Raw genomic sequence first — 25,832 nt, 5'->3', positions numbered from 1 at the left:
TTGGACTGGTTCCCTTGAGGAATAAATCTATATTTGGAAAACCATGGGCAATTTAGAGACTGATAGCAAGTTCCTGAAAAAAGCCATGATCGTCAATGTCGTGGGTACAATCCTCAAGGTTTGCGGCCCGCTCCTGACGTTCGTTATGGCGCGTATTTTCGGTGCTGCCGAGTTTGGTATTTTCGTGTCGTCGCAGACACTCCTCCTCACTATTGCGCACTCCGCTACACTGGGCCTCGACAAGGGCCTTTACTGGTACCTTCCGCAGAACAAGCTTTCCGGGCGTTCTCCGCACGACGGCATCATGGAATCCTTCTGGATTTCGGCCGCCATCGCCCTGTTCTGTACGGCGGTCATTTTCGTGGGCTCCTTCACGCCGCTCGTTTCGAAGGAAATGCCCTGGTACGCGCTTTCGCTCTTGTTCTATGTGGGCACCTATGTGTTCAGCACGGCGTCGGAAGGCAATCGCCGCCCGCAGAATGCTGTGTTCGTGAATTCCTTCTTGACGGTGACACTTGCTCCGGCGGTGTCCATCGCGCTTTATTTCCTGGACATTCCGCACGCCCTTCCGCTCGGTCTTCTCGCCGGACAGGTTGTCGGCTTCTGCGTCCATTTTGTGCTGCTGCGCGGGCAGTTCCCCGATATGCCCCTCCGCCCGGGCAAAACGGTTTCCGGCGCTCTCCTGAAGTATTCGCTCCCCCTCGGTTTCGGCGAGTTCGTGTCTTCGTTCCTGGTGCGTTCCAGCCTCTGGATGGTGATGCTTTTCCTCGGGCCCGAAAAGGCGGGCGCCTACGGCATCATGGTGACCATTTCGAATGCGCTCCAGACCATTCGCGTGGGCTTTACGCCTATCCTTACGCCTGTTGTCGCGGGAATGGACAAGGGAAGGCTCCATACGGATTTGAAGCCGGTTTACAGCTATTGCGTATTCATGGTGACGTTTATCCAGTTGCTCATCGGGTTCTTCATCGTGCTTTTCCCGGACCTCATTCTCGGAATTGCGGGCAAGGACTTTATCGTGCAGCCGGAAACCCTGGGAATCCTTTTGCTGGTGCACCTGGTGGCAGGTTTTGGCGGCATGTCCATCGTGGTCCTGAACGGCATGGGCAAGAGCCTCTATTCGCTTATCATGGATGTGATTTCGCTCGGTGTCGCTTTGGTTTCGGGCTATTTGCTGATTCCCGCGTTTGGCCTGGTGGGGGCCGCCCTCTCCATGCTTACATACAACATTGTAGCGATTGTCTGCAACAACATCTACCTTTTCAAGATGGGGCTCCGTCCGTATTCCTCGCGGCTCATTTCGCAAGCGGTATGGATTGTTGGCCTGATCGTGTTTTATATAGTCATCAACATGGATATCTTTATCCTTGAACTGTGGCAGAAGGCCGTTGTCTATGTGGTGATCCTCGCTCTCCTCGGGCTCTACTGGATGGTGGCGAAGAAAAAACTCGATGACGACCGTAAGCAGGCGGAAGGTGCAAAATGAGAAAGATTGAACACGCGGAATATCGCGAAATCCTGATGGGCATCATGGACGAGATTGCGCGTATCTGCAACGAGAACGGGCTTCGTTACTACATCGCTTGCGGTACGCTCCTGGGGGCTGTGCGCCACAAGGGTTTTATCCCCTGGGATGACGACCTGGATATCATCGTCATGCGCGATGACTATGACAAGCTTTTGGCCCTGCTGAAAGACAAGAATGTCAAGAAGGCGGAATGGCTGGAAGTCAAGGACGATACCTGCGACGACTATTTCTACCCGTTCGCGAAGATATGCGACGGCAGGACCGTGGTAAAGGCGGATCGGCACAAGGAAGCCGGCGGCCTCTGGGTCGATGTGTTCCCGTACGACGGACTTCCGTCTTCGATGTTCTTTGCGAAAATCTATTGCCAGATTGCGGCTTTTATCCGCGTCATTTGCCTTGCCATGGATACGGACTTTTCGTCGAAGACGCTGAATGCCTGGAATCTTTTTTACAAGAGGGTGCTGAATGCGTTTACCTATGTCGTGGGCCGCAAGCGCTTCTGCCGGTTCGTGGAATGGTTCCATCGCCGTTACGATATCAAGAAGTCCAAGTACGTGACGAGCCTCTTTTTCGACAATCGCGTCGACTCCGTCCTGGACAAGGAAAAAATGCTTCCGCAGACCGTATTCCCGTTCGAAAACCGCGAGTACACGAGTTTTGCCAATTACGATTATTTGCTCAAGCGTATGTATGGAGACTATATGAAGCTCCCGCCCGAAGAAAAGCGCATTACGCATGATAGCAATGCGTGGTGGAAGGACTAGGAGGATTGTGACATGGTGAAGTACCTTTTTGTTCTGACCAGTTCCCCGAAGGATTTTTTCTGCGAGCAGACGCTCGTGGCGATCGCCTCTTTGCGCGTGCATAACCCGGGCGCCTTCGTGACGCTCTTGACCGACGACAAGACGGCGGCGACTCTCACGGGGCCGCGCGCGGTTCTCAAGGATGCGGTGGATGAGCTCAAGGTGCTCACGCTCGACGAGAAGTTCACGCCGATGCTGCGCTCCCGTTACCTGAAGACGGTCATGCGCAACGTGGTCGATGGCGACTTCTTGTACATGGATTCCGACATCGCGATCGTGGGCGACCTCTCGATTCCCGAGGAATGGATGGGCGGCATCTACGCGGTGCTCGATTTCCACACGAACCTATCGAAGGCCATCAACCGCAAGAAGGTCTTGAACAATGCGAAGATGATGGGCTTTTCGCCTATCCTGAACGACGAAATTTTCAATGGGGGAGTGATGTTTGCGGCGGATACTCCCGAGGCGCGCAAGTTCTTCGAGACCTGGCACGAGCTGTGGCTTTATTGCGTGTCCAAGAACTTCCCCTACGACATGGCTAGCCTCGCCGAGACGAACTTCAAGTTCGGCTACATCACCAAGAAGATGCCCGGCGGTTGGAACTGCCAGCTGGCCTACGGCAACCGTTTCTTGCCCACGGCGAAGGTGTTGCACTTCTTCGGCTCGCGAATCATCGATACCCGCGGCCACAAGGTGCCCGCAAGCATGGATCTCTTCTTGCCGAAAATTTTGCGCAGGGATTTCTACACGAATTTGAAGAACATTCCCGTGACGGTGAATGCCGACAAGAGCATTACCATCAACGAATATTACGACGACGTGATTGCGCACGCGAAGGAAGCGTTCGAGTTCCAGACCCGCAAGGTGGGGGCCGCCGGCGCCTACATCATCCGCAGTTACGCCTTCGCCAAGTCGCTTGCGTGGCTGTACAAGAAGATGCCGTTCCTCGTGTTCCCCTTGAGGGTTATCGGAAAAATCCTGGGGAGGTGAGGATGAACCTGCTTTTTAACCTTGTTGCGGTCCAGCCCATCCATAGCGCCAAGTTCCATGGCGGCGGAAGTTACGGCGAAGTGATTTTCTGGGCGCTGGTGAAGCGCGGTGCGGGTTTCTGCTGTGCGTTCGACAGCAAGAAGTATCTGGCCCCCGCGATTGTCGAGGCCTGCAAGGAAAAGGGCATCCCCCTGTTCGATATCAACGAGAAGACCCCGCAGCAGATCGTTGACGAAAACGGCATCGACACTTTCTACACGCCGCTCTACTCTCTCGAAAAACGCTGGGACATTTCCGTGAAGGATTTCGTGTTCACATGGCACGGCGTCCGCGCCCTCGAAATGCAGTACAGCTGGGCGGGCGTGGGTTTCGCGAAGAAGTTCGGGCAGAAGATGGAAGCGCTTGTTCGCTACCGCGAATCCTGGAAGAAGTATTTCTACAAGCCCAAGTACCAGACTCTTGCCGCCCGCATGGCCGAGGGCAAGGTCCGCGCCATTACCGTGAGCGAACACAGCCGCGCGTCCATCAAGTCGTTCTTCCCGGAACTCATGGATTTGGAAATACCGGTATTCTACAGCCCCATGACGGAATATGAACCGGAAGGATTTTTGCCGCCGGGAGTTGCCGCGAAAAAGTATTTCTTGCTCACGAGCGGGGCCCGCTGGGAAAAGAACAACCTGCGCGCCGCCATCGCGTTCGACGAGCTGGTGGGCATGTACGAATCGCAGGGCAAGTCGCTCGACATGAAGATGGTCATTACCGGGGCGACGAATGCGCGTGCGTACCTGCGCCACCTCAAGCACAGGGACCGCTTTGTGCTGCTCGGCTATGTGGAAAGCAAGGAACTGGAATTCCTGCACAAGAATGCGTACGCGTTCGTGTTCCCTTCGCTGAACGAGGGATTCGGTTACCCACCGGTGCAATCCATGCGCTATGGCGTGCCCGTGGCGGCGAGCGGCACGACTTCCGTGCCCGAAATATGCGGAGACGCGGTGCTCTATTTCGACCCGTATTCCGTAAGCGAAATCAAGAACCGCCTTGTGCAGCTGCTCGATGCCGGAATCTATAAAGAATATGCGTCCCGGGCTCCGGAACGCTATGCTGAGGTGCATGCGCGTCAGGTCGAAGACCTGGAACGCGCGGTGGATTTCTTGCTGAAGGGCTGATTACCTGATACCGACTCTCGCGACGTTGTTGCCGGCCTTTACCATGTAGATGCCGGGTTTCGCGATCGTGACGGAGCTGCTGGCGGATGTCGAGAGCGTCCTGTGGATTGCGCGCCCGTTCATGTCGAACACGGTCAGGCTTGTGCCCGGGGCGATGCCGTAGATCTCGAGCGTCCTTCCGTGTGCGACAGCCCCGAACTTCGGGCCGGCCGCGACGGTGCTATGCCTGATGGCGTCCGGGTCTTCTTCCCAGTAGGGGAATAGCGAAAGCCCTTCGTTCTTGTCGTATTTCTCGCCGAGCTTGTATGCGAGTTTTCCGCCGTCGGTCGTGGACCATCCGGTCTGCTTGTAGCCTTCGCGGGTATAGGTCTTTTTGCTCAGGTTGATTTCGAATCCGTATTCCTTCAGGTCGGATGCGACGATTCCCTTCCCGTAGCGGCCCGCCATGTAGGTAACCGTGAAGGTCTCTATTTCCCACTTGGCGTACAGCGTCATGTCGCCGGTAGAGCCCTTCGTAATCTGGGTCGCCCTGTCGGTGTATTTGTTGTCGTAGAACCAGCCGTCGAAGGAGTAGCCTTCTTTTGTGGGGGCGCCAAGCGCGATGGTCGCGGTCTCGACGGTGTAGGTCGCCGGATTGTCCTTGTGGTTCTTGCCCTCACCGAGCTCGTAGGTGATCTTGTATTCGACCGGCTTCCACTGGGAGGTGAGCGTCAGGTCCTTGGTGACGACCTCGTCGAAGTCGTAAGCCGTTTCGCCATTGAACCAGCCTCCGAACGTGTAGCCTTCGGCTTTCGGATCGTCGGGCTTTACCGCCTTGCCGTCTTCTTTCACGAACGCGACGGAATACCCGCCGATGCCCGCGTCGAATGTCACGGTGTAGGTCACTTCTTCGCGCCAGAGCGCATAGAAGGTGGCGTTGCCGGTCGCTGTCCCGAGCGATTCCAGCGGCTCTTCGGCGTCCGCTTCGGTGGCCCAGCCGACAAAGTAGAAGGTGGTCTCGTCGACCCCGTAGGTCGTGCCTATGCGGATGCCTTCCATGTTGATTTCTGCGTTTTCGGCGACGATTTTCGAAGCGTCCCCGATTACGGTTTCTCCGGCTTCGTTGAGGAATGCGCCGCCATTCGCGTTAAAGGTTATTGCGAACATATTCTTCCATACGGCATAGACAGTCGTGGCCTTCGCGGCAACCCCGAGGTCTGCGGCTGGGGTTTCGGCGTCTGCGGTGAGCGCCCAGCCCGCGAATACGGTGTCGCCGCGGAGGGGCTCGGTAATTTCGGTCGCGGTAATCGTTTCGCCCGCTTCGAGCAGCTTGCTCGTCTTCGCGCTCTTGGAGAACACGCCCTTGTTCGCGTCGAAGGTAATCTGGTAGACGATTTTCCCGTTTTCGTTCAGCGAGGCCTTGTTGAGCGAGATGTGCGTGGCGCCCTGGTTCCAGATTCCCTCGGGGCATGAGCCCTCGGCCAGATTGCCGTTGTTGAGCCCGCAGACGACTGTGGCGCTGTTGAGGTTCTTTTCGCCGGAGGTGGATCCCTTGAGTTCCACCTTCGTGGTATCCTTCGTGGTAAAGCCGATGCCGTCGTCAGCGATGTCGGTGTCGTAGTAGCAGTGCGACAAGGTCGCCGTCCCGTTTTCGAGGTGGCCTATCACGCCGCCGATGGAGCCGTCCCCGTTGTTGACGATGCTGCTGCCGTCGTATGCGTTCGACTGGAGGGTGACATTCCCGCGGATGACGCCCACGGTTCCGCCCGCGTACGATTCGTCGCCGCTCACGTGGATGTTTACGGTGCTCAGGTTGTTCTTGGCGGTGCCGCCCTTCATGTTGCCGACGATGCCGCCCACGACGTTACCCTTGCCGCTGGTCTGGATGTTGCCGGTGGCGAAGCAGGCTTCGATGGTTCCGGATGTCTGCCAGGCGACGACGCTACCGACCGTAATCGGCTGCTCCTTGCTCAGGATGTCGCCCGCGTTCGTGGAGGCGGTGATGTCGACGTTTTCGAGTACTAGGTTCTTGACCGTGCCCCCGCCGAGAACCGCGATGAAGGCGACGTTCTGGGCGTTGCACTTGGCCTTTTCCTTTTCGCAGTTGGGGTTCTCGATTTCGCCAATTTTGGCGGCGTCGATGTAGAGGTCCGATATGGTGTAGCCGTCGCCGTCGAATATGCCGCCGAACTGCGTGTCGCCCTTGCCTGCCGCGATGGGCACGAACAGCTTGTGCCTCATGTTCATGGGCGCGGTCAGCTTGGCGTTGAGCATGCTCTTGCCCGCGGTGCGGTTCACGGTATCGGCGAACCAGGCGAGGTTGGCCTCGTTCTTGATGAGGTAGAAGGTCTTCTGGTCGATGACCGTCGTTTCGGGCTTTTCTTTGGACTTGCCGTCCCAGCCCGCCATGGAGAGGCCGATGCCTGCGGTCAGGAGCAGGACGGCCATTTTCTTCATTATGGAAATCGCGCTTTTCTGCATAACATTATCTCCACAAAAAATGATTTTGTATTAAAGATATATATGTAAGCAAAAAAACGCAAACTTCGGGGCTATTTCAAAGTGGAATAGTCCCCGCTTTTTTGCGTGGAATCACGGGATTGCGGATTGTATGCCGCTATGCGCGGGCTTACTGCGCGGACGGAGCTGCCTGCGAGATGGCGCCGATGGCTTCTTCCATGTACTTGGCGAACAGCTTGGAGACTGCTTCGGCCACAAGGCGGGGTTCACGCTTGTCGACGGATAATTTTTCGTCGAAGCGCTTTTCCCACAGGGGGGCGTCCCCTTCGGTCTTGGCGAAGGAAAGGCTGAGCGAGAGTCTCGCGTATTGCGAGGAGCCTTCGTCGACTTCTTCGATGGCGTCGATGTGGCCCGTAAATTCGAACTGCGGTTTGGAGGCGGACTTGGTCTCCACGGACTGGAAAAGCCCGCTCTTCGCGAGGTATTCGCTTGCAACCTGCGTGAGCATCTGCTCGGGGCGAGATGCCCACAGGTCGAGATCGTAGAACATGAAGTCGTAGGCGGATTCGCGGTAGACGATGTTGTTGCGCTGGTAGGCGGGCTCGATGCCGAACTTGCGCACCTGCAGGCGAGCGCCGGGGGCTCCCGCATTCGGCATGTCGATGTTCTCGATGGCGAGCGTGTAGTAGCGGGTGGGTTCGCTTGTGTTCCCGCCGAAGCATGCGGTAAGGGTCATGGCGGCGAGGGCCGCGATAGCAATTGCAAACGTAAACTTCTTCATGCTCTCTCCTTATTTGCGGCGGGTCTTCGCGGGTTCGCGGATGAGCGCGGAGGGATTGTTCTTGATTTTCTGGCTGAATTCTTCGAGGTTCTCGAGCACGGTGTTCAGTTCCACGATGGCCTCTCCGACCTGGTCCTGATTCTTGTAGACCATGCCGTCGATGCGCTTCGAAAGCTGGCTGATGGATTCCATCGCCTTCGTGAGGTTCTCGTTCATCGACTTCGTGTCGATGGCGTCGATCTTTTCCTTCAGGATGTCGAGGTCTTCGCCCGCCTTTGCCGCGATTTTCGCTTCTTCGATTTCACCCATCACGCGGTGTATCGATTCGGCGGATTTCGAGATGTTGGCGAGGGGCTTTGCCAGGCCCTGAGTGACGCGGTTCAGGTTGGCCGTCATTTCTTCGAAGTTCTTGATGGCCTTGCTCAGGTTCTGCGCGTTTTCGCTGGAGAGCAGCGTGTTGACGTTCACGAGCACGGAATCCACGTGCGCGACGATGTCGCCCGCCTGGCTCGTGATGTGGTCGAAATGCGAGACTTCCGCCGGCACGAGTCCGCCTTCGGGGACGTTCGGTTCCGAGAATGCGCCGCCCGAGAGCACCACCTGCTTTTCGCCGGTGAGGTTCATGCCCGCCGTCATGCCCGCGCGGGTGCCGATCTTGATGGGAGTGCCGTGCGTGACCTTGAAGGCGACCACGACTTCGTTCAGGTTCTCTTCGTTGATGGTGATGCGCGTGACGCTACCTACGTCGATACCATTAAGTTTGACCTTCGCGTCTACAAAGAGTCCGTTCACCGAGGTGCTGAATATGGTGTAGTAGTTGTCGTACTGTTCGCTCAGGTAGCGCTTGAGCACGTAGCCGAGGAACACGCATATAAGCACGCCGCAGAACAGCATGAATGCGCCAAGTTTAATTCTTTCGGATCGGGTGGTTTCCATTGCTTCTCCGAATCAATCTATAAAATTAAAGTGGTAAAGCCCGGCGGAGTTTTCTTCCTTGGGGCATTGCCGGTTGAAAAAGTGCCTTAGGGTCGGATCGTCGGACTGCATTCCCTCTTCGAGGGTCGCGTCCTTGAGCACGTAGCCGTCCTTCAGGTACACAAAGCGGTCGCAGATAATCTTGATGCTCTCGAGTTCGTGGCTCACGATGACCATCGATACCTTGAGTGTGTCGCGCAGTTCGAGCAAAAGTTCGTCGAGCGAGCGGGCCGTCACCGGGTCGAGGCCCGTGGAAGGTTCGTCGCAGAAAAGCAGTTCCGGCTTGAGCGCGATGGCGCGGGCGAGGGCAGCGCGCTTCTTCATGCCGCCCGAAATTTCGCCCGGGTACTTGTGGAAGGCGTGCAGCAGGTGGACCTTCTCCAGGCGGTCGGCGACAATCGCTTCCATCTGGCTTTTGGGCATGTAGGGCATGCTGCGCTTGAGCGGCAGCATCGCGTTCTCGGCGATGGTAAGGTCCGCTATGAGGGCGCCGCTCTGGAAAAGCACGCCCGTGCGCATGCGGGTCTCGCTGTCGAGGCCTTCCTTCGCGCCGAAGGTCTTTCCGAAGTAGGTGATGGTCCCTTCGTCCGACTTGATGAATTTCAGGACGTTGTTCAGGAGCGTCGACTTTCCGCAGCCCGAACTGCCGAGCACCATGCGAATTTCGCCGCGCTTCACGCCGAAGGAAATATCCTTCAGAATGGACTCGCGTCCGTAACTTGCCTTCAGGTGATCTACTTTGAGGATTTCTTCTTCCATCGAATGCTCCTAGTAGAAAATGAAGGCGAAAAGGGTGTCGGAAATGACGATGGTGCAAATCGCGGCGACGACGCTCGACGTAGTCGCCTTACCGACGGCTTCGGCACCGCCGTGGGCGTTCAGCCCCTTGTTGCAGGCGATAAGCGTCACGATCCAGCCAAACACGAGCGCCTTGATGGTGCTCTTGAGGAACGTGATGGGGGCGATACCTTCGCGGATGCCCATCATGTAGTTGGAGAACGAAATGTCGCAGAAGAAGTACGCGATGAGGAACCCGGCGAGGCTGCCGACGATGGACGAGCAGAACGAGAGGATCGGCGTCGTGATGCTCAGGGCGATGAAACGCGGAACCACGAGGTACTGCACTGGCGGGATGGCCATGGACTTGATGGCCTTGACCTCTTCGCACACGCTCATGTTCGCGATTTCGGCGGCCATGGCGCTGCCGGAACGCCCGGCGAGAATGATGGTCGTAAGGAGCGGGCCGATTTCCGCGAAAATCAGGAAGCCCAGCCCCGAGGCGAGGTAGGAGCCGCCACCCACCGCATTCAGCATGATGGAACTCTGGAGCGCCATCGTAAGGCAAATGAGCCCGACGAACAGGAAGCAGATACCCATGGCCTCGCTGCCCGACTTGAACATCTGCTTGGCGACACCGCCAAAGTGGATCTTGCCCTTGTCGAACGGCCCGAAGATGGTCCAGTAGATGGACATGAACAGGAGCGTCAGGACCTCGAAGGTTTCCTTCAATACGGCGAACCCGACACCGCCCAGCATCTCGAGGATGTTGTTCGTGCCCTTTTGCGGCTTTTCGGGCGGTTCCATTCTGCGGAGGGCGGAAAGGTGCGCCTTGATGTCTGCGTTGAAGTGGGCGAGGGTGAGCGTGTTACCCGTCTTTTCGGAAAGTTCCGCCAAAAGCGCGAAGAAGGCGTCGCCGCTGTAGTCCATGCTTGCGAGATTGCTGCCGTCGAGACACAAGGCACCGCTGCGGAGTTGCTTTGTGCAATTCCTCAGCAGTTCTTTGCTGTTGGCCGCGGTAAGCGTTTCTGGCAAGATGATTGTCGTCATTTTAGAGCACAAAGATAACAATAAAATGCTTTTTGCTTATGCGGAGCGGCTTTTTTTTTGATAAAGTGCAGTAGTTGCGGGTTGAATGCGCTAGTCCTTGATGCAGCGGAGGGATACAGCGTAGTTTTTTTGTGTAACGCTTATATAAGCATTCTTGTTATTGGTGAATAGGTACAAAGTGTTTCCGTATAGCTTTGAGAATTCGCGTGTGCTCCAGAACTGCGCATATTCGTTTTCATAATTGAATGTCCCGTCGTTGAACCGGATATTGCCAGGGAGTGCTGTAAAACCGAACGGATCCGTACCACTGCCGTAGTTGCTCCAACCGCTGGTAGACTTGAGCATTTTGCACGCTATGGAATCACCACCCACCGCTGCCATCAGAGTTTTAAATTCGTCATTTGTCGGTATGTGCCATCCATCGGGGCATATTCCCTGTATTTTGCCTAGATCACATTCTTTTTGAAAGCCGCAATCCTTCGGGTTGTTTGCATCTGTTGCAAGCCTTGTTGAATCTATTATCGCACTCCATAGGTAAAGACGTCCGAACTTGTCGCAGTTGCTCGCATTGTCTTTGTAGCAGAAACTACTGGAATCCATGGTTTCGGTAGGCTGCAAGTAGGCGTAGTTCAAGTTCTCCGCCATCCACACCTGCTCGCCGATTTTGACGGTCTTGTAGGTCTTTCCGTCACGTTCGTCCGTCAAGGACCCGTATTCGCAGTTGTCTTCGGTTGCTGTCTTGCAGGGAGTAGCAAGCGCCACGGAACTGCTGCTGGATTCGCTGGAACTCGATTCTACGCTGGACGAAGAGGCTTCGCTGCTCGACGATAGGGCTTCGCTAGACACGCTTGTCTCGCTAGAGCTCGACTTCGGTGTGATGCTGGACGAAGATGCTGTTTGAGTAGTATCAATCTTGATGCAACGAATGTAACGCTTGTTGTATGGTTCAGTCTGGTACTGAGCTGCCTTGTCGAGATCGTCAGACATAGCTACATAATCAACTAATCTGACATATGTGGTAGTATTGGGATTGCTGGCCCAAAAAGATGCATCGTTACCTATGAGATAGAATATTCCTTCTTCGAAACGTCCTCCCGGCAAGGCCGTGAACGATGCTTCGTCTGTCCCGTTGCCGTCGTTTAGCCAATCAGATGCGGATTTGAGGGCTTTGCCGGCAACATCCTTGCCTCCAACCTTACCAAACAAAATACTCCAATCGATGGTTGAAGGAATTCTCCATCCATCTGGGCAGATTCCGTATGTCGGAGAAACTGGTCGGCACGACAATGCGTTATATCCGCAGCCCTTGCTGTTTGTACTGAATTCGCCAACGCTGTCTAAGGCTGTTGCCCAGGTGTAGAGCAAACCGTACTTAGTGCAGAAGCTGGTGTCATCGTTATAGCAGGAACTACTTCCTGTTCTGAAGTTCAGATTGTCCCTCATCCAAACCTGATTTCCGATTTTGACCGTTCTGTATGTTTGACCATCGCGGGCGTCCTTAAAGCAGTTTTCGTCGGTACCTATATCGCAGTGAGAGAGCAATGGGGTTGTGTAGCTCGAACTCGACTTTGCGGAGCTGGACACGCTTGTCTCGCTGGAACTCGACTTTCCACTGGATGAAGACTCTGCGGAACTACTGGATTTCTCGCTGGACGAAGATTCTGCAGAACTGCTGGACTTTGCGCTGCTCGAAGACGTTTTCTTGGAAGACGAACTCGACTTGCCCGTATCGACGGCCTCGAACCAATGGTCGCCATCGCATTCGTAGTCCGTTTCGAGGTCTTTCACATAAACCTTCTTGCCAATGAGGTCGTCGTTGCACTCGAACTCCTTGAGCTCGTCCATGTCGGCCACTTCGCCAGGCAACTCGGGGACTTTCGGGGTAAACGAGTCGTCATCACCGCAGGCGACGAGGAATGCTGTGCAGGCAAATACTGTGTAGAGGGAGCGCTTCATGTTTATTTCTCCTTTTTTTAATATATAGGAAAGTTCCCTGTGTGCGGGGGCGCCTTTTTTCGTATTTGGCGCTGAATATGTGTTTTTTCTATCTTTATGCCCGATGTCCCGCAATTTTTACAAGCCAGGAAGGTCGCGCAGGCCGACTCCCAACCGCCCCGCTTTTTTGAAGCCCGCTCGCGAAACGTTCGAGGTCCGTATCGAGAAGATGGTGCAGGGTGGCGAGGGCATGGCGCGCTTGCCCGATGGTCGCGTGTGCTTTGTTGCGGGAGCCTTGCCGGGGGAACTCTGCAAGGTGGCGCTCACGTTCGCGAAGAAGGATTTTACCCGCGGACGCGCCGTAGAAATTCTTGAACCGAGCCCCGACCGCGTGGAACCGCGCTGCCCGCTGTATGGCAAGTGCGGCGGCTGTAGCCTGCAGCATCTGGACAGCGAAAAGCAGGCGGAATACTTGGCGCGTGTCGAGCGTGAAAACTTCCGGCGCATCGCCCGCATCGATTTGCCCGAAGATTTCAAGGTGCATACGGGCCCCGCGTGGGGGTACCGCAACCGCGCCCGCGTCGTGGTGACCTGCGACCGTGCGGGGGAAAAGGACATCGTGCGTTTCGGGTTCCGCATGCCAGAAAGCAACCGCATCGCGCTCTTCAAGGAATGCCCGGTGCTGTCGCCCGCGCTGAACTGCTTTTTGCAGGGCAAGGCCCGCGAGATATTTGCGGGCAAGTTCCGCCGGGGCAGTGAAACGGACGTGAACCTCTTTGACAATGGCGCGGGCGATGTGCGCTTCTACTGCGGTACGGACAGACATGATGCCCGCGGGTCGTCTGCTCCCGGGATTCAGTCTAGCGATCCTTCGTGCGTCGTGCCTGTTGCGGGCAAAAACGTCCATGCCGGCGCGGAAGTCTTTTTCCAGAGCAACCTCTCGCTGTTGCCCTCGCTGGTGCAGGCCGTGCGCGACGCCGTAGACGAGGGTCTTGCAATCGGTGAAGCAAGCGACAGTTGGCTCATCGACCTCTTTAGCGGGGTAGGGTTCTTTGCCGCGATGCTCGAAGACAAGTTCAAGCGTGTGACGACCGTGGAACGCGACGACAACTGCCTCCGCTACGCTAAAATTAATTTGTCAGAAAAGTGCGAGTCGGTGTCCGCCCCGGCCGAAGACTGGCTGCAAGAAAACGTCGTGGACACCCCCGCGACGCTTATCGTGGACCCGCCCCGTACGGGGCTCCCGCCGAGCTGTACCGCAGCCCTTGCCGCATCCTCCGTGAACCGCCTGATTTACGTGTCGTGCGACCCGGTGACGCTTGCCCGCGATACGGCCGTTTTGGCCCAATCTGGCTTCAAAATCCGCCGCGCCGAGGCTTTTGCCTTCTATCCGCAGACCCCTCACCTCGAAATGATGCTCGTTTTGGCCCGCTAAAAGCGGCTTTAAACGCAAAAATCGCCATAAAATGTAAAAACTGCGCCATATATATGGCATTTTTGGGGGATTTTGCTAATTTGTTAATTAGGTATTTTTCCAGGGAGGCTCAAAATGAATAAACTTGCAAGAATCGCCCTTCTCTTGGTGATTGCCATGGGGGCATTTTTCTCGTCCTGCTCCACCGAAGACCCGCATATCGTGTGCGGCCGCGAATGGAATCCGGCGATGCAGCTGGTAGCCGACACGACAAGTGAATTCGAACTCATCAACCCGATGATTCTCCAGTTCCGCTACGGGACGGGCTTCGATTTCCCGACGCTCAAGATAGCGTTCTACGAAGGGACGGAAAAAAATAAGGGTAAGGAGATTTGGCACTACGAGACCAAGGTGAACGAGAAGGTGAGCGTCTATACGCTCCAGGGCCATTCCAAGCGCGGGGGACTCATGACTGCCGCCGAGCTTACCCGTCATAGGGCTCCGGGCCAGATCGTCATCGAAGCTACTACGGGCGACCGCCTCCTTGCCGTGAAAGAGATTACGCTCGTCAAGAACAAGATCTAGGTCGTAGTCCCGTTCGTGCCCCATTCTGAATTTCAACTTTCTACAGGATATACATGCTTTATAAAAAAATTATCGGTGTTCTAGGCCTTCTGCCTGCTGCTTTCCTTGCCGGTTGCGGGGAATCCGAGGTGACCATCAACTACAAGCTTTCCGAGCCTGTGGACGTGGAGGTCTATACCGAAAGTTACTTTGCGACAATAGACCTGAAGGGTGAAGAGCAGATGGGCACGATTACCGCTGCCTATGTGGACTTGAATTATTCGACAGCGGGCGATACGACCAAGGTGAAGCGTCTCTACAGGGTGGACAATTCCCGCGGGTACCTCAAGAACTTCATGCCGTCGGAACTCGCCTGGCGCGTCAAGGAAGTGGATTTCGCGGCGATTGACCGCGATATGGTGAGCATTACGGGGCTCGAAGATGGCTATGACACGCTGCTCGCGCATATCCCGATGCCCGAACGCTGGCGCAAGCAGCTTTTGAATCCGGATTACAAGCCGCACCTGAGGCGCCTCGAGAAGCACCGCTGGGAAATGGACCACATGCTGACGGGGACCGTCCCGGTGAAGGCGAACATCACGCAGATGCTCAAGGATCAGGGCCGTCTCAATTTCGCGCTTATCAAGATCGATTCCGTGGTGACCCGCGGGTTCGAGAACCGCGACCACCGCCATTGCTTGGACTACAAGATTTACCTGCACGAGACGGAAAGCTTCCCGTACTACATCTGGGAGCAGCATGTGAACAGCAAGATTGTTCCCGAGAAGTTCATCGCCTACACCAAGGGGCACAAGGCCGAATACGATACCGAATACGAGGTGATGATGGACCCCGAGACGGGCGTGCCCTGCCAGGAACGCGAAGTGAAGGTGGGCAAGCACACCATGGTGAATCCCGCGACGAACGACACGGCGACTTTCGTAAGCCATATCACCCACGAACGCCTCTACAATATCAAGCGCGCGGAAAAGGAATAGCCTATGCGAGTCCTTGTCCGCAACATCTTTGCCGTTACCGTTGTCGCCTGCGCAGCGGTATTTACGGGTTGTACTACGCATCCGTCTCCTCAGCAGACGATGGTGGACGATCGATACCTGATGTACAAGGAAACGTACAAGGCCTACAAGGAAGCCGAGGAACGTTACCTAAATTTGCTTTTCAATATCGAGCGCATGCCCGAAGAAGAAGAACTCTGGATAATGAAGCGCGAGCAGATGCAAGAACTGATGCAGCTGCGCGAGCTCATGCTCCAGGCACGCGGGGAACTTGACGACGCTATGAAAACCTGGGAGAAGCATCTGATGGATGTGCAGGCCGAGGTGAAGAAGGCGCAAGTCCAGCAGAGCAGTCCGAATTTCAGGGGCCGTGACGCACAGCGCACGAGTCCAGGGCAACTGCTTCCCGGTGAGGTCCCGAACACCAGAAGGTAGGTTGCCGTGAATCTTTCCCAGGCCTACCAGGATTTCGCACGCGCGTGCAACGGACGTATTCTCGTCATGGACGGGAATTTCGGTTCGCAGCTCTCGCTCCAGATGCCCAAGGAAAAGGATTTCCGAGGGAAGAAGTTCGCTGATCATCCGGTCGACCTTTTGGGAGATGATGCAGTCCTTTGCGTTACGGCGCCGGATCGCGTGAAGAAGGTCCACAGGGCCTACTTGGAAGCGGGGGCGGACATTATCCGCACGAATACCGGCGGTGCGAACGCGTTCGGCCAACGGCCGTTCTGCCTGGAGGACATGGCTTACGAAATCGCGAAGGCGGGCGCCGCAGTCGCCTGCGAGGCGCTGGCGGAATATGACGACGACCTCCGGAACTGCCGCACGGGAAAAATCGGGCAGGTCGTCGAACGCAAGTTTGTCGCGGGCTGCATGGGAATCGCTTCTGCGGGTGCGGGAAGTTCGGTCGGATTCCACGAACTGGTGGATGCCTTCGTGGATCAGGCGCGCGGGCTTCTGGACGGAGGTGCCGACATATTGCTTCTGGACGGGGCGGACGACGCTTTATGCGTGAAGGCTGCGCTGTTCGCGATAGACAAGGTTTGCAACGAGCGCGGGGAACTTGTTCCGATAATGGTTTCGGCGCTGGTGTCGGAACGCGGCGGTCGCCTGCTTGCCGGGCAGACGGCGGAGGCGCTGTGGTACAGCGTGAGCAGTTTCCCGGTGTTCTGCATCGGGTTCGAAGGCGCGGGCGAAACGCAGGACGTGTTCCCGTACCTGAAGGGCATGGGGACGGCGCCGGTCCGCATGAGCGTGATGGAAACCGTCGACCTGCAAAAGATTGGACAGCACGATAACGATGCGGCTAAGGAATGCGCGAAGAGGATTTGGCGCTATTCCGACGGCGGGCTCGTGAGCGTTATCGGCGGCAGCCGCGGGACGAGCCCCGAGACCGTGCGCTTTATGGTGAAGGCGCTGAAGGGAAGCCGCACGAGGCGCATCCCGGCGCGACGCTACAACATGCTTTTGAGCGGGCTGGACCCGATGAACATTTCGCACGAGGGCCCCTGCGTGGTAATCGGCGGGAATGGCGGTGCGCAGATATTGACGGTGAACCTGGACGGGGACGGCGATGTCGTGAACGCGGGCCAGACGGTTCGTCCGGTCATGGTGCAGTCGGCGAAATGGGACGTGCTGCTCACCGGCATGGAAAGCGTGCAGGGAAAGGGCATCGCGCGTTCGATAAGCCTTTCCGAAGGCGAAGAAACCTTCTTGTCGAAGGCCGCTGAAATTCGCAAGCGCGGCTTTGCCGTCGTGTGCTTCGCCGAAGACGAGAAGGGCCCCGCCGAAACATTCGAGCGCGTGAGCGAGATTGTCGAGCGCATGTACCGCCTGCTGGTGGGCAAACTGAACTTCCTCGCCGAGGATATCGTGTTCGAACCGAACATGAAGTATGACGATGAGGTCGTTTCCGATCCCGTGAACCTGCTTTTCAAGGTGTGCCGCTACGTGAAGGCGAACCTGCCCTACGCCCATGTGCTGGGCGATGCGGCGCTGCTCGGGCTTGATTTCGACGACGAGGAAATCAAGGGGGGCTTGTATTCCGTATTCCTGCACCATGCGAAAAAGAGCGGGCTCGATTTTATTGTCGCGGACGAGGAAGCGTTCCCCGCGTACGAGGAAATTCCGTACAGGCTGAGCTGCCTGCTCGAGGACTTTGTCCTTTCGCGTACGCCCGATGCGAGGGAAAAGCTCCAGACCTTTGTCGCCGACAGGTATTAAAAAAGCCGCGGTTCTGCTCGCGGCCTGTTTCCTGAAAAATACGGTTTCGCCCCGAGGGGCGTTTTTTTATTGCCAGCTGTTGATGAATCCCATGCCGATGGCGAACTTGATTCGCGTGGGCGATGCTGCGTCCGGCAAAATCGGGATGTCGATGGGCGAGGGCTTCCAGCTGCCTTCCCTCCCGTTCTCGTCGCCGATGCGGCTCAGGGCGCGGGCGAACGTGAGCGAGATGTCGAGCGGGATGCTGTAGAACAGCTTGTTGCTCCACCTGAAGGAGATGCCCACGGAGCGGTCCCAGAAGTCGTGGTCCGTGAACTTGTCCGTGTCGAACCACTTGCTGTTCCAGGCGGCGCCGATCTGCGCGAATGCGTCTATGTAGAAGCCGCGCGTCTCGAAAATCCAGAATCCCTTGCGCCAGTCCTCGTAGACGGGGAAGAGGTAGTGGACTTCGGCCATGGCCGTCTTGGTGCCTGCGCGCGTGTAGCTCTCGGAATTGCGCAGGTAGGGGTAGCCTTCCAGGAACACGGCGCTGTAGTAGTACGAGTCGAGCGTGTCTACCTTGGCACCGTTGGAGTCCTTCGCGTCGGTATCCCAGTGGAAGATTCCGCCGAGCTTCGCGCCTGCGGCGAGGCGTGCTCCGGTGAGGGGGCTCTGGATGCTTCCGTAGAGGTTCAAGCCGAATTCGTTGATGTTGAAGTTCCTGTACTTGGGCTTGATGGAGCCGCTTTCGGTGACGTAGAAACTTTCGGCGAACGTGCCCGGGCGGTAAAGGTCGCTGTTCGAGTACTGGTAGTAGATGGTGAAGCCGTTGCCCTGTCCGCTGATTCCCGTGCCGTCTTCGCCTTCCTCGTCGCCGTAAATTCCGAACATGGCCATCGCGCTGAAGCGCTTATGGTATGTCCAGGCGAACTTGTCTTCGTAAAGGTCGAAGTTTGCCCAGTCGTAGCCGAGAGCGAGCTGCAGGGTGTCGCTCGACTTGAACAGGCTGTAGCCCGCGGCTCCCGTGATTGCCTGCATGGGGACAGCGTAGTGGCTTACGCCGATGCTGTCTTCTTTGGCGCGGACGTCTTCGTAACGGACGGTGTCCTTGCTCGTGTAGTTCGCGTAGGTGTACGACAAGCCGAAGTCGATAGGCGTGCTGTGGTTCTCCCACGCGACGAAGAATTCCTTTTCCTGTTTCGGGTTGAGGCCGTCGGTGTTGATGTAATCGAAGCCCTGCCCGAGTTCCAGGAGGAGTCCCAGCTGGATGGTGTTCTTCTTGAGCGGGTCGGAGATGATCATCGCGAGGCCCGCCTTCGCCTTGAGCTGGCCTTCGCCGAATACGGTGAGGTCGGGCGCGTTCTCGCTGAAGGAGAGAATCGGGATGAACAGCGGGACAGTCGGGATGGGCTTGTAGTTCTGCTCGGTGCCTGCGAATTCGCGGTCTTCGAGTTCGATATGCTTTTCGATGCGCGGGATGGGCGAGCCCTTGAGTACGATTTCGTTGGTGGCGGGCTTCTGCGTGATGGTGTAGGTCGTATCGAGAATCTTGATGACGGAATCGCGCATGGTGACGACCGGTCCGGACGTGCAGTTCGCGGCCGTGTTGGCCTGGGCGCTGTCATTCTGGATTTGCGTGGCGGCGATAGAGTCCGCGGTTGTGCTGGAATCTGCGCAGTTGTTCCATGCGGTGTCGGCGACTTGGATGGTGCTGTCCCGCCGGGAGATGTTCACCGTCGTGTCGTTTACCATCGCGACTGTTGCGTACGGGAGCTTGTAGAGCGAGAACCCGTCCTTGTCGTACTGCGTGTAGTACATCGTGTCGCCCGCGAGAACCGGCGTGAATGCGCCGCCGATGACGTTCGTGAGTGCGCGTTCGGCCCCGGTGGCTAGGTCCTTCTCGATGAGGTTGAAAATGCCGTTCCTGTTGCTTGCGAAAACAATCCTGTTGTCGTCTATCCAGTTTACGTCGCGTTCGTCAAAGTTTTCGGAACTCAGGATTTTCATGTTCTTGCCGTCCGAGTCGATGACGGCGATGCCGCGGTGCACGTCGTCGAAGAAGCTGAAGGCGATTCGCATGCCGTCGGGACTGTACTTCGGGCTGTATATGTTGTAGTACCGGTATTTCGCGTCGGGCACGAAGATGTCGATCGGGTCTTCGGAGGTGTATTCGTCGAAGTTCGCGGTAAAGGGAACCTTGCTCAGGACGAAGCGCGTGCTGTGGGGCTCGCGGCGCACGAAGACGACTTCGGTTCCCTGCCTGTTGAATGCGGGGTAGACCGCGTCGGTGAGGTAGGTCAGCGTGAGCTTGTTCTTGTTCGTGTCGCTCACCGCGATATCGAAATGGGCGTGCCCGTCCTTGTCGCGGTTCTGGAATGTCACGTAGGCGAGGATGGGGCCTTTCTCCGGAGCGTTGTACACGTCGATGCCCTTGTCGAACCAGGGCTTCTTCGCGCGGAACCCGCTCTTCGCGTAGTCGCCGATATTGATGGTGGAATCTTCGTCGGTTTCTTCCTCGATAGATATCTGGCCGATTTCGATGCCGTCAATTTTGTTGGCGGCCGTGTCCGCGGGAGCATCCTTTGCCGTGCTGTCCGGCGTGAGCGGCATCTTGAAAACGGCGCCGTCGAACCACTGCCCGCCGAAGTTGGAAACGCCGTACAGGTGGTCGCCCGCGACTACGGGGAAGTCCTGCCAGAAGGCGTCCGTGGTTAACTTCTTGCCTTCGACGAGCGTGCCGAGAGAATCCTTCTGCGCCTTGTAGGCTTCGGTGATTTCCTTTTTCCAGGCTGCGTAGAGTTCCTTTTCGCTGATGCCGATGGCTTTCTTGAGGGCGCCGTCGAGCGTGACCCTGTACGGGCGCGAAAGTTCCGTCCAAATTTTCGGGATGGCGTTTTCTCCGTAATGCTTCGCTATGTAGCGCACGAGAGCGAACCCTTGCGTGTAGGGGCCGAGTTCGGCGAATAGCGAGTTGTCGGAGAAGTTGTGCATGTATTCGAGCGGGAGGAGCGAATCGTTGAGGGCGGCGACGCGCAGCAACATGTCGCGGTGGGTATCCCAGGCGTCAAAGCCCATGCGTGCGGATTCGAACTGCGCCGTACCTTCGGCGAACCAGAGCGGTTGTAGCGTGAACGGGATGAAAGTCGAGAAGTCGCTCGTGATGCGCTCGTTGTAGTAGTCGGTGTAGCCGATTTGCAGGCCGTAAATGCTCGGGAGGATCTTGCTGCCGTTCTCGATGCTTACCAGGTGGCTGAATTCGTGCGTGATGACGTCGGCGAGCCAGCCGTGGCTGCTGCGGACCTTGAAATCCCAGTTGGTGAGCCAGAGGTTCACCGCGTTTTCGCTCGGGACGGCGCTACCGTTGCTGTAGAGCGCATTGTTGAGCACCGCGTTCACGCGGCCCGGCAGGTCCTTCTTGTAGCGGCTCACGACGGAATCGTAGACTGCTTCGGCATACGACGAGAGCACGGATGCATGCTCCGTGTATTCCTGCGGGTAAATAAACTGGAAATGCTTCGTATCGGCGGTCTTCCACTTGATATCGCTCTGGTTGCCGTAAAAACCGGCAGCGTTTGCGGCTACCGCGAGGAGTGCCGTGGCACAACATAAAATCTTTTTCGCATCAAAAAACATCGTTCTATAAATGTAGGAAATTCAGCCCCGAAAACCCATAAAGTTGACGGCAAAATGGCTCAGTGGGCCCAAACAGTACTAAATATCCATGATGAGTTGGAAAAGATGAAAAAACTTGCATGCTTGTTTCTTTGTCTGTTCTTCTGGAATTGTTGCCCATTCTGCGGTAGCGACTGCTTCTATACCATCGAAAAATCGGCGGATGTCGATGCCGTTGAAAAGTATCGTGATGTTCACTATCTTTTAAATACTCAAAGATTTGATTTTGTTGAGGATACCCTTCAGGAACATTATTATGAATGCTTTCTTTCTTCTTGGATATGATTGGATACTGGTTCTCGAACTAGGAGGGGCAAAATGATTGTCAGGAAATTAATGTTTTTTTTGATTATTGTTACGATAAGTTCTTTCGCCAAGGAAAAAATCGTCTTCGCAACAGGAGAGAATGTTAAGACGAAATTAAAGAAAGCTAAATATTATAATGATCTAAAATATTTTAAAGAACAAATGACAAATTTTTTTGGAGAAACTCTGCTAGATGTTAATCAGGATGGTTTTTATTTGGAGATGGGAAAATGGAGAGTCTCTCAAACGGAAATTTTGGGTGATGGGAGCTATTCTGCGTATATTCCTGTGAATTCAAAAAAAATGAAGATGATTTATATACCTCAATATCAGTGTGAGGATGGACCAAGTATGGGAAAATGCCGCGAGTGCTTAGAAAATGCCATGTGGAAAAATAAAAGGAATATTTATGACAGATGTTATGGAATAAAACAGATTTCAGATAGTGTGGCTATTCTTATAAAGAAGTTTTTTGATGAAAATAGACTTTCTTTACGACAATCAAGTTCTGAAATTTTTTATTCAAAAAGAGGGGAGCAATGTTACGAATACTTCTATATCCTTTCTCAAGAAAAAAGTGAGAGAAAAATTATCCGAATGGTCCCGCCGGGCTGTATTGACAACGAAATGAAAAAGAATAAAATCATCGACGAGTACATTTACCTGTACGAGCAGTTCTATTCTATATTTCACAGCAACTTTGAAGAATGCCGCTGGGAAAACCTTGTTGACAAGAAACAGTTGGACAAGTGCCTCAGCTACTGATTTTATTGACAAAAGAAAGCCCGAACCCTCAAGTCGCCTCAAGATTGTTGTCACGAAAGACGGGAAAGAGACTGTGTTCGAATTTGATATCGTTTAAAAAGCGTACAAGTCCAGACATTCCCGCAAATGGATGTCTTTTATATCATTCTAGTTCGGTAAATAATTTATATTCATTCTGTGTACAATCAGAGAAAAGAAGATAAATGCCATCGTATTGCCGCTTTCGGCGGCGAGACCGGCGCCGGGAGCGTGGAGGGCTGTGGGCTCTTTGCGGGGGTTACGGTTGCTGGGCTGCATGACGAAATATCGCATTTGGAGGATGGTTTGGATGCTCAAGGCAACTGGGGGTTCAAGAATCGTGGTTATAAGTAAGCGCATAATAATTTTTTTGCTATTCTTGATTATTTTCCCTTTTGCTAGGAATTTTCCTGGTCTTGGTGTGCTGTTTGCCGGTTCTGATGGGAAAATGGGTGATTCCCTTGTCATTAGTGGAGCATACGAAGGTGTTTATGGAAAAAAATTGAACCTTGATGAGGTCGGGGTCCATATTCTTTTGCATCAAAGGACTTCTTCTAGTGAAAAAGGTGATTTTTTTTACGGATTTATTCCATATGGAAATGAAACGATCCTAATCTCCCGTATACCTCGAATTCCATTCTGTCCTGGATCTTTGGAAACACAATGGCTTAAGTGCAATTATCGCATTGTACAGAGACATGCAGGTATTGTAAATTCTCGATGCAGGGAGACTCGCCCTGTCCAGGTCGATTTATATCGACACATACATTCGGTTATTGAAGAAAAGAGATTGTCAATATATGATGGTATGGGGGAGTCTGCGAATACAGGTAATCTTTATATCATTTATGTTGAAAAGTCCGGCAAGAAGCATTTCTTCCAGATGCTTCCTCCGGCAGAGTTCCTTGATTACTTTGAACCAAAGAATTTTGTGACGGAATACATTGAATTGTATGATGGACTTAGTAAACTCATAATGACGGGTTTCGAGGATTGTCGCTGGAGTAATCTTGGTAATGCCAGTGAGCTGATGACGGAATGCAAAGAATTGTCGGGGTGTGTTTTTTTCGATAAGAATGTCCTTAGGCAGGTGGAGGAGGATGCTCGGTGAAATTATTCTTCTTGTTTTTTCTTTTTGTGGTTGAACTTGCCTGTGCAAATCCCAAATCTGTATTTGAAATTCAAACCTTCAATACTGATTCTATGGATGTTGTCGCGCAAAAGAATAGAATAAATAGATTTTTTGATAACAAAATTGACTGGAATAGAGGCAAACTTTACGTGTTTGTCGACAAGGATGAGATTTCTCGTCTCGTTGTTTTTCTTGAGGGTGACAGTGTTGAATTATATCAGATTCCATCTGCAAGAGTTTCTCGCTGGATGAATCCCTCGGGATATCTGGAGCAAATGCAGAATCTTAAAAAAATGGTAAAAAAACATCGATGCCAGCAGAAAATTGAAATTGAAAAAACACTGGGAGTAGAGCTTCTTTCGATGGATCTAGATAGTTATCCAATGGTAAGGGCAAAAGAACAAAATTCTTATTCGTTTTATAGATATAAATATGTTCCTTCATATAATAAGGCTTTCTATTGTGGCTACGTAAAACGTGAAGGCCAATCAAGGTATTTCCGTTTTACGGATTTCCGGCAAGAAGGAGCTGAATTACAGTATCCCTTAAATAAATTTGTCGCAATCTTTGAAAAACTAGAACAATACCCATTTACGGTAGAATTGGAGGGATGCAAATGAAAAAGTCGTTCTTAATGATTGCGGTTCTTTTGCAAGGATGTTTCTGGGGGACAAGTTTTTTTCCCGCAAATGTATGTATTTTTAATGGTTCTGGCGAAAATCTTATTGATCCAGAAAAGACTACGTTGAATATCTATTGGGAGTTGGGCGAAGTGCAACTTCTAGGAGATAGATTGCAGATTTACAAGTCGAATGAGTTTTCCGAATCAGTTGTGAAAGCTATCAACAATGAGGTTCCCGACTCTCTTGCGTTGTCTCGTTTTTGCCCGAAATATGGTGTGCACGGAGCCTTGATTGGAGAGAGGATTTTTAATTCAAATGGAGATAAATCGTCCTTGAGTGCAGAGTGCCTTTACGAAATGAGATCTTTGCGACAGGATGATTTTGAAAGTATGGAAGCTTTTTTTCGGCACGCTTTTCGACGTACTTTCTTGATGAACGTTGTTGATGCGCAATTCCACGCATATTATATCGGTGAAAGAATTAGTGTGGTACAAGATTCAAATTTTGTTCATAGAAAACTGAACGACGAGGAAAAAGGCTCTGTTTGTGCAGAATATATACGTAGAAGCATTAATCCCGATTACGAAAGAGGAAAGGGTTGTCCTGAATACGCCTATGAACTTGTTTTTCCGCTGGATGCTCCGGTTTATTCGATTACCGTTCAGAATAATCCGGGCTGGGGCTACAAGCCCCTGAAACTCGACCCGTCCATCCTCCCGCTCGAAAGCCCTGGCTACAAGAAGCTCCGCGAGTACGAGGAATCCCTCGGAAAACTTTTTTGAATGACGTTCGATTCGGTGAAATACTGTCTGCCAAAATAGGCCGTATCGCAAATAATGGTATGCCATTTTATATGAAAAAATAGATATATTTGACCTTAACGGGTTATGAATAAGGTTATTCTTGTGAAAAAGATTCTTTTAATTGTTTGCGTGTTCTTTGCGGCTTTTGTTTTTTCTCAAGACAACTGCGATTACTTTATATATAAGACAAAGGACTATTATGCTCAAAAAACTCCAATGCACATCTATGATGGAAAGATAAACTATTCTAGGGTTTATGCCAATATTTCCTTTTTAGATGATTTTAAACCTGGTCTGTATATTCTGGGCACATTTGGGAATATTGAAGTTGATGTTTTTGCCTATATGCCTAAAGATTCAGATTATGTAAAAATCTACATGGAACCATCAATTCAACGCGTTCCAGCCATAAACCGTTTTTTCCCGTGTATCGATAAGCATGTTAAGGCTAATATTGATTTTTTTTCGAAAACATGTATCAAGCAGACAAAGGTGTCAAAAGATATTTATGCTAGATTGACTTCAATTATGGATGGGAACTATGTTGGCATAGAACATTATTGTTGGCGTAACCAAAAATATAGCGCAATACTATATGAAAAGAAAAATGACGGGACTGTTCGTGTGGCTGAAATAGAAGATTTGTCTGTTTTGGGATCTCGATTCGATATTGAACCGATTTTCAGACGGTTCAATTCAGCGGATTCCATAATTGTGGATATTTTTGGGGACGATGTTCAGAAATGTAGCTGGTATAACCTTGTTTCTGATCCCCAAAAGTTTTCAGCAGAAAAATATCATATTAATGGATATGAACTGATATTAACAAAAAAGGATTGTCCGGCTTTATGAGATTGAGCTGTTGTTTTTTGA

General features: G+C 53.4%; 22 protein-coding genes. 14 read left to right on the top strand and 8 right to left on the bottom strand.

From position 1 onward, the window contains the following. Positions 1-43 precede the first annotated feature (43 nt). Genes IK012_RS04595 through IK012_RS04580 form a run of 4 tightly spaced genes read left to right on the top strand, consistent with a single transcriptional unit; the run spans position 44 to position 4,487 of the window. The gene (locus IK012_RS04595; protein WP_290951156.1) at positions 44-1,486 is read left to right on the top strand and encodes a polysaccharide biosynthesis C-terminal domain-containing protein; all 1,443 of its coding nucleotides are present in this window, start codon (positions 44-46) and stop codon (positions 1,484-1,486) included. Next, positions 1,483-2,292 (top strand): LicD family protein, encoded by an 810-nt coding sequence (locus tag IK012_RS04590; RefSeq protein ID WP_290951153.1) that lies wholly within the window; start codon positions 1,483-1,485, stop codon positions 2,290-2,292. The genes IK012_RS04595 and IK012_RS04590 overlap by 4 nt, the downstream gene beginning before the upstream one ends. 12 nt (positions 2,293-2,304) lie before the next feature. After that, a complete protein-coding gene (locus tag IK012_RS04585) occupies positions 2,305-3,321 on the top strand; it encodes a hypothetical protein (protein WP_290951150.1) in 1,017 nt (338 codons plus the stop codon). Positions 3,322-3,323: 2 nt separating this feature from the next. Beyond that, the gene (locus tag IK012_RS04580) at positions 3,324-4,487 is read left to right on the top strand and encodes a glycosyltransferase (protein ID WP_290951147.1); all 1,164 of its coding nucleotides are present in this window, start codon (positions 3,324-3,326) and stop codon (positions 4,485-4,487) included. Here IK012_RS04580 and IK012_RS04575 read toward each other — a convergent pair whose 3' ends face one another. The 6 genes from IK012_RS04575 to IK012_RS04550 all read right to left on the bottom strand — a co-directional run bounded on the left by IK012_RS04575 (position 4,488) and on the right by IK012_RS04550 (position 12,465). Further along, positions 4,488-6,923 (bottom strand): InlB B-repeat-containing protein, encoded by a 2,436-nt coding sequence (locus IK012_RS04575; RefSeq protein WP_290951144.1) that lies wholly within the window; start codon positions 6,921-6,923, stop codon positions 4,488-4,490. A 172-nt stretch (positions 6,924-7,095) separates the two neighbouring features. Then, entirely contained in the window at positions 7,096-7,707 is a 612-nt protein-coding gene (locus IK012_RS04570; RefSeq protein WP_173378188.1) for an ABC-type transport auxiliary lipoprotein family protein, read from the bottom strand. Between the two features lie 9 nt (positions 7,708-7,716). Further along, positions 7,717-8,643 carry an MlaD family protein gene (locus IK012_RS04565; protein WP_290951140.1) on the bottom strand — a complete coding sequence of 309 codons (927 nt, stop codon included), beginning with the start codon at positions 8,641-8,643 and terminating at the stop codon, positions 7,717-7,719. 12 nt (positions 8,644-8,655) lie between these two features. Further along, positions 8,656-9,441, bottom strand: a complete 786-nt coding sequence (locus tag IK012_RS04560) for an ABC transporter ATP-binding protein (RefSeq protein WP_173378186.1) — start codon at positions 9,439-9,441, stop codon at positions 8,656-8,658. 9 nt (positions 9,442-9,450) lie between these two features. Further along, a complete protein-coding gene (locus IK012_RS04555) occupies positions 9,451-10,509 on the bottom strand; it encodes an ABC transporter permease (RefSeq protein WP_290951136.1) in 1,059 nt (352 codons plus the stop codon). 90 nt (positions 10,510-10,599) lie between these two features. Beyond that, positions 10,600-12,465, bottom strand: coding sequence for a fibrobacter succinogenes major paralogous domain-containing protein (locus IK012_RS04550; protein ID WP_290951133.1), 1,866 nt, complete (start codon positions 12,463-12,465; stop codon positions 10,600-10,602). A gap of 103 nt (positions 12,466-12,568) precedes the next feature. On the opposite strand from IK012_RS04550, the gene IK012_RS04545 reads away from it, so the two are divergent. The 5 genes from IK012_RS04545 (at position 12,569) to IK012_RS04525 (ending at position 17,661) form a co-directional block, all read left to right on the top strand. Continuing rightward, complete coding sequence (locus IK012_RS04545; protein ID WP_290951130.1) at positions 12,569-13,879, top strand: class I SAM-dependent RNA methyltransferase; 1,311 nt, start codon at positions 12,569-12,571, stop codon at positions 13,877-13,879. A gap of 114 nt (positions 13,880-13,993) precedes the next feature. After that, positions 13,994-14,443 (top strand): hypothetical protein, encoded by a 450-nt coding sequence (locus IK012_RS04540; RefSeq protein ID WP_173378183.1) that lies wholly within the window; start codon positions 13,994-13,996, stop codon positions 14,441-14,443. 53 nt (positions 14,444-14,496) lie between these two features. Beyond that, positions 14,497-15,420, top strand: coding sequence for a hypothetical protein (locus IK012_RS04535; RefSeq protein WP_290951125.1), 924 nt, complete (start codon positions 14,497-14,499; stop codon positions 15,418-15,420). A gap of 3 nt (positions 15,421-15,423) precedes the next feature. Beyond that, the gene (locus tag IK012_RS04530; RefSeq protein ID WP_173383903.1) at positions 15,424-15,873 is read left to right on the top strand and encodes a hypothetical protein; all 450 of its coding nucleotides are present in this window, start codon (positions 15,424-15,426) and stop codon (positions 15,871-15,873) included. Between the two features lie 6 nt (positions 15,874-15,879). After that, positions 15,880-17,661: a homocysteine S-methyltransferase family protein gene (locus IK012_RS04525; RefSeq protein WP_290951119.1), complete on the top strand. Its 1,782-nt coding sequence runs from the start codon at positions 15,880-15,882 to the stop codon at positions 17,659-17,661. Positions 17,662-17,727: 66 nt separating this feature from the next. Here the strand turns inward: IK012_RS04525 and IK012_RS04520 are convergent, their stop codons facing one another. Further along, the gene (locus IK012_RS04520) at positions 17,728-21,273 is read right to left on the bottom strand and encodes a hypothetical protein (RefSeq protein ID WP_290951117.1); all 3,546 of its coding nucleotides are present in this window, start codon (positions 21,271-21,273) and stop codon (positions 17,728-17,730) included. Between the two features lie 78 nt (positions 21,274-21,351). Then, positions 21,352-21,510 carry a hypothetical protein gene (locus IK012_RS04515; RefSeq protein ID WP_290951114.1) on the bottom strand — a complete coding sequence of 53 codons (159 nt, stop codon included), beginning with the start codon at positions 21,508-21,510 and terminating at the stop codon, positions 21,352-21,354. A 120-nt stretch (positions 21,511-21,630) separates the two neighbouring features. Here IK012_RS04515 and IK012_RS04510 point away from each other — a divergent pair, with 120 nt between their 5' ends. The 5 genes from IK012_RS04510 to IK012_RS04490 all read left to right on the top strand — a co-directional run bounded on the left by IK012_RS04510 (position 21,631) and on the right by IK012_RS04490 (position 25,811). Further along, positions 21,631-22,383, top strand: coding sequence for a hypothetical protein (locus IK012_RS04510; protein WP_290951111.1), 753 nt, complete (start codon positions 21,631-21,633; stop codon positions 22,381-22,383). Between the two features lie 328 nt (positions 22,384-22,711). Next, a complete protein-coding gene (locus IK012_RS04505; RefSeq protein ID WP_290951106.1) occupies positions 22,712-23,512 on the top strand; it encodes a hypothetical protein in 801 nt (266 codons plus the stop codon). Continuing rightward, on the top strand, positions 23,509-24,153 hold the full coding sequence (locus IK012_RS04500; RefSeq protein ID WP_290951103.1) for a hypothetical protein: 645 nt from the start codon (positions 23,509-23,511) through the stop codon (positions 24,151-24,153). The genes IK012_RS04505 and IK012_RS04500 overlap by 4 nt, the downstream gene beginning before the upstream one ends. Next, positions 24,150-24,938 carry a hypothetical protein gene (locus tag IK012_RS04495; RefSeq protein ID WP_290951100.1) on the top strand — a complete coding sequence of 263 codons (789 nt, stop codon included), beginning with the start codon at positions 24,150-24,152 and terminating at the stop codon, positions 24,936-24,938. Before IK012_RS04500 ends, IK012_RS04495 begins: the two co-directional genes overlap by 4 nt. A gap of 105 nt (positions 24,939-25,043) precedes the next feature. Next, the gene (locus IK012_RS04490; RefSeq protein WP_290951098.1) at positions 25,044-25,811 is read left to right on the top strand and encodes a hypothetical protein; all 768 of its coding nucleotides are present in this window, start codon (positions 25,044-25,046) and stop codon (positions 25,809-25,811) included. The last annotated feature ends 21 nt before the right edge of the window (positions 25,812-25,832 follow it).

The sequence above is a fragment of the Fibrobacter sp. genome, from assembly GCF_017551775.1.
In the GTDB taxonomy this organism is placed as follows: Bacteria; Fibrobacterota; Fibrobacteria; order Fibrobacterales; family Fibrobacteraceae; genus Fibrobacter.
The sequence above is the reverse complement of the archived record's forward strand: the minus strand, read 5'-3'. Positions and strand labels throughout refer to the sequence as shown.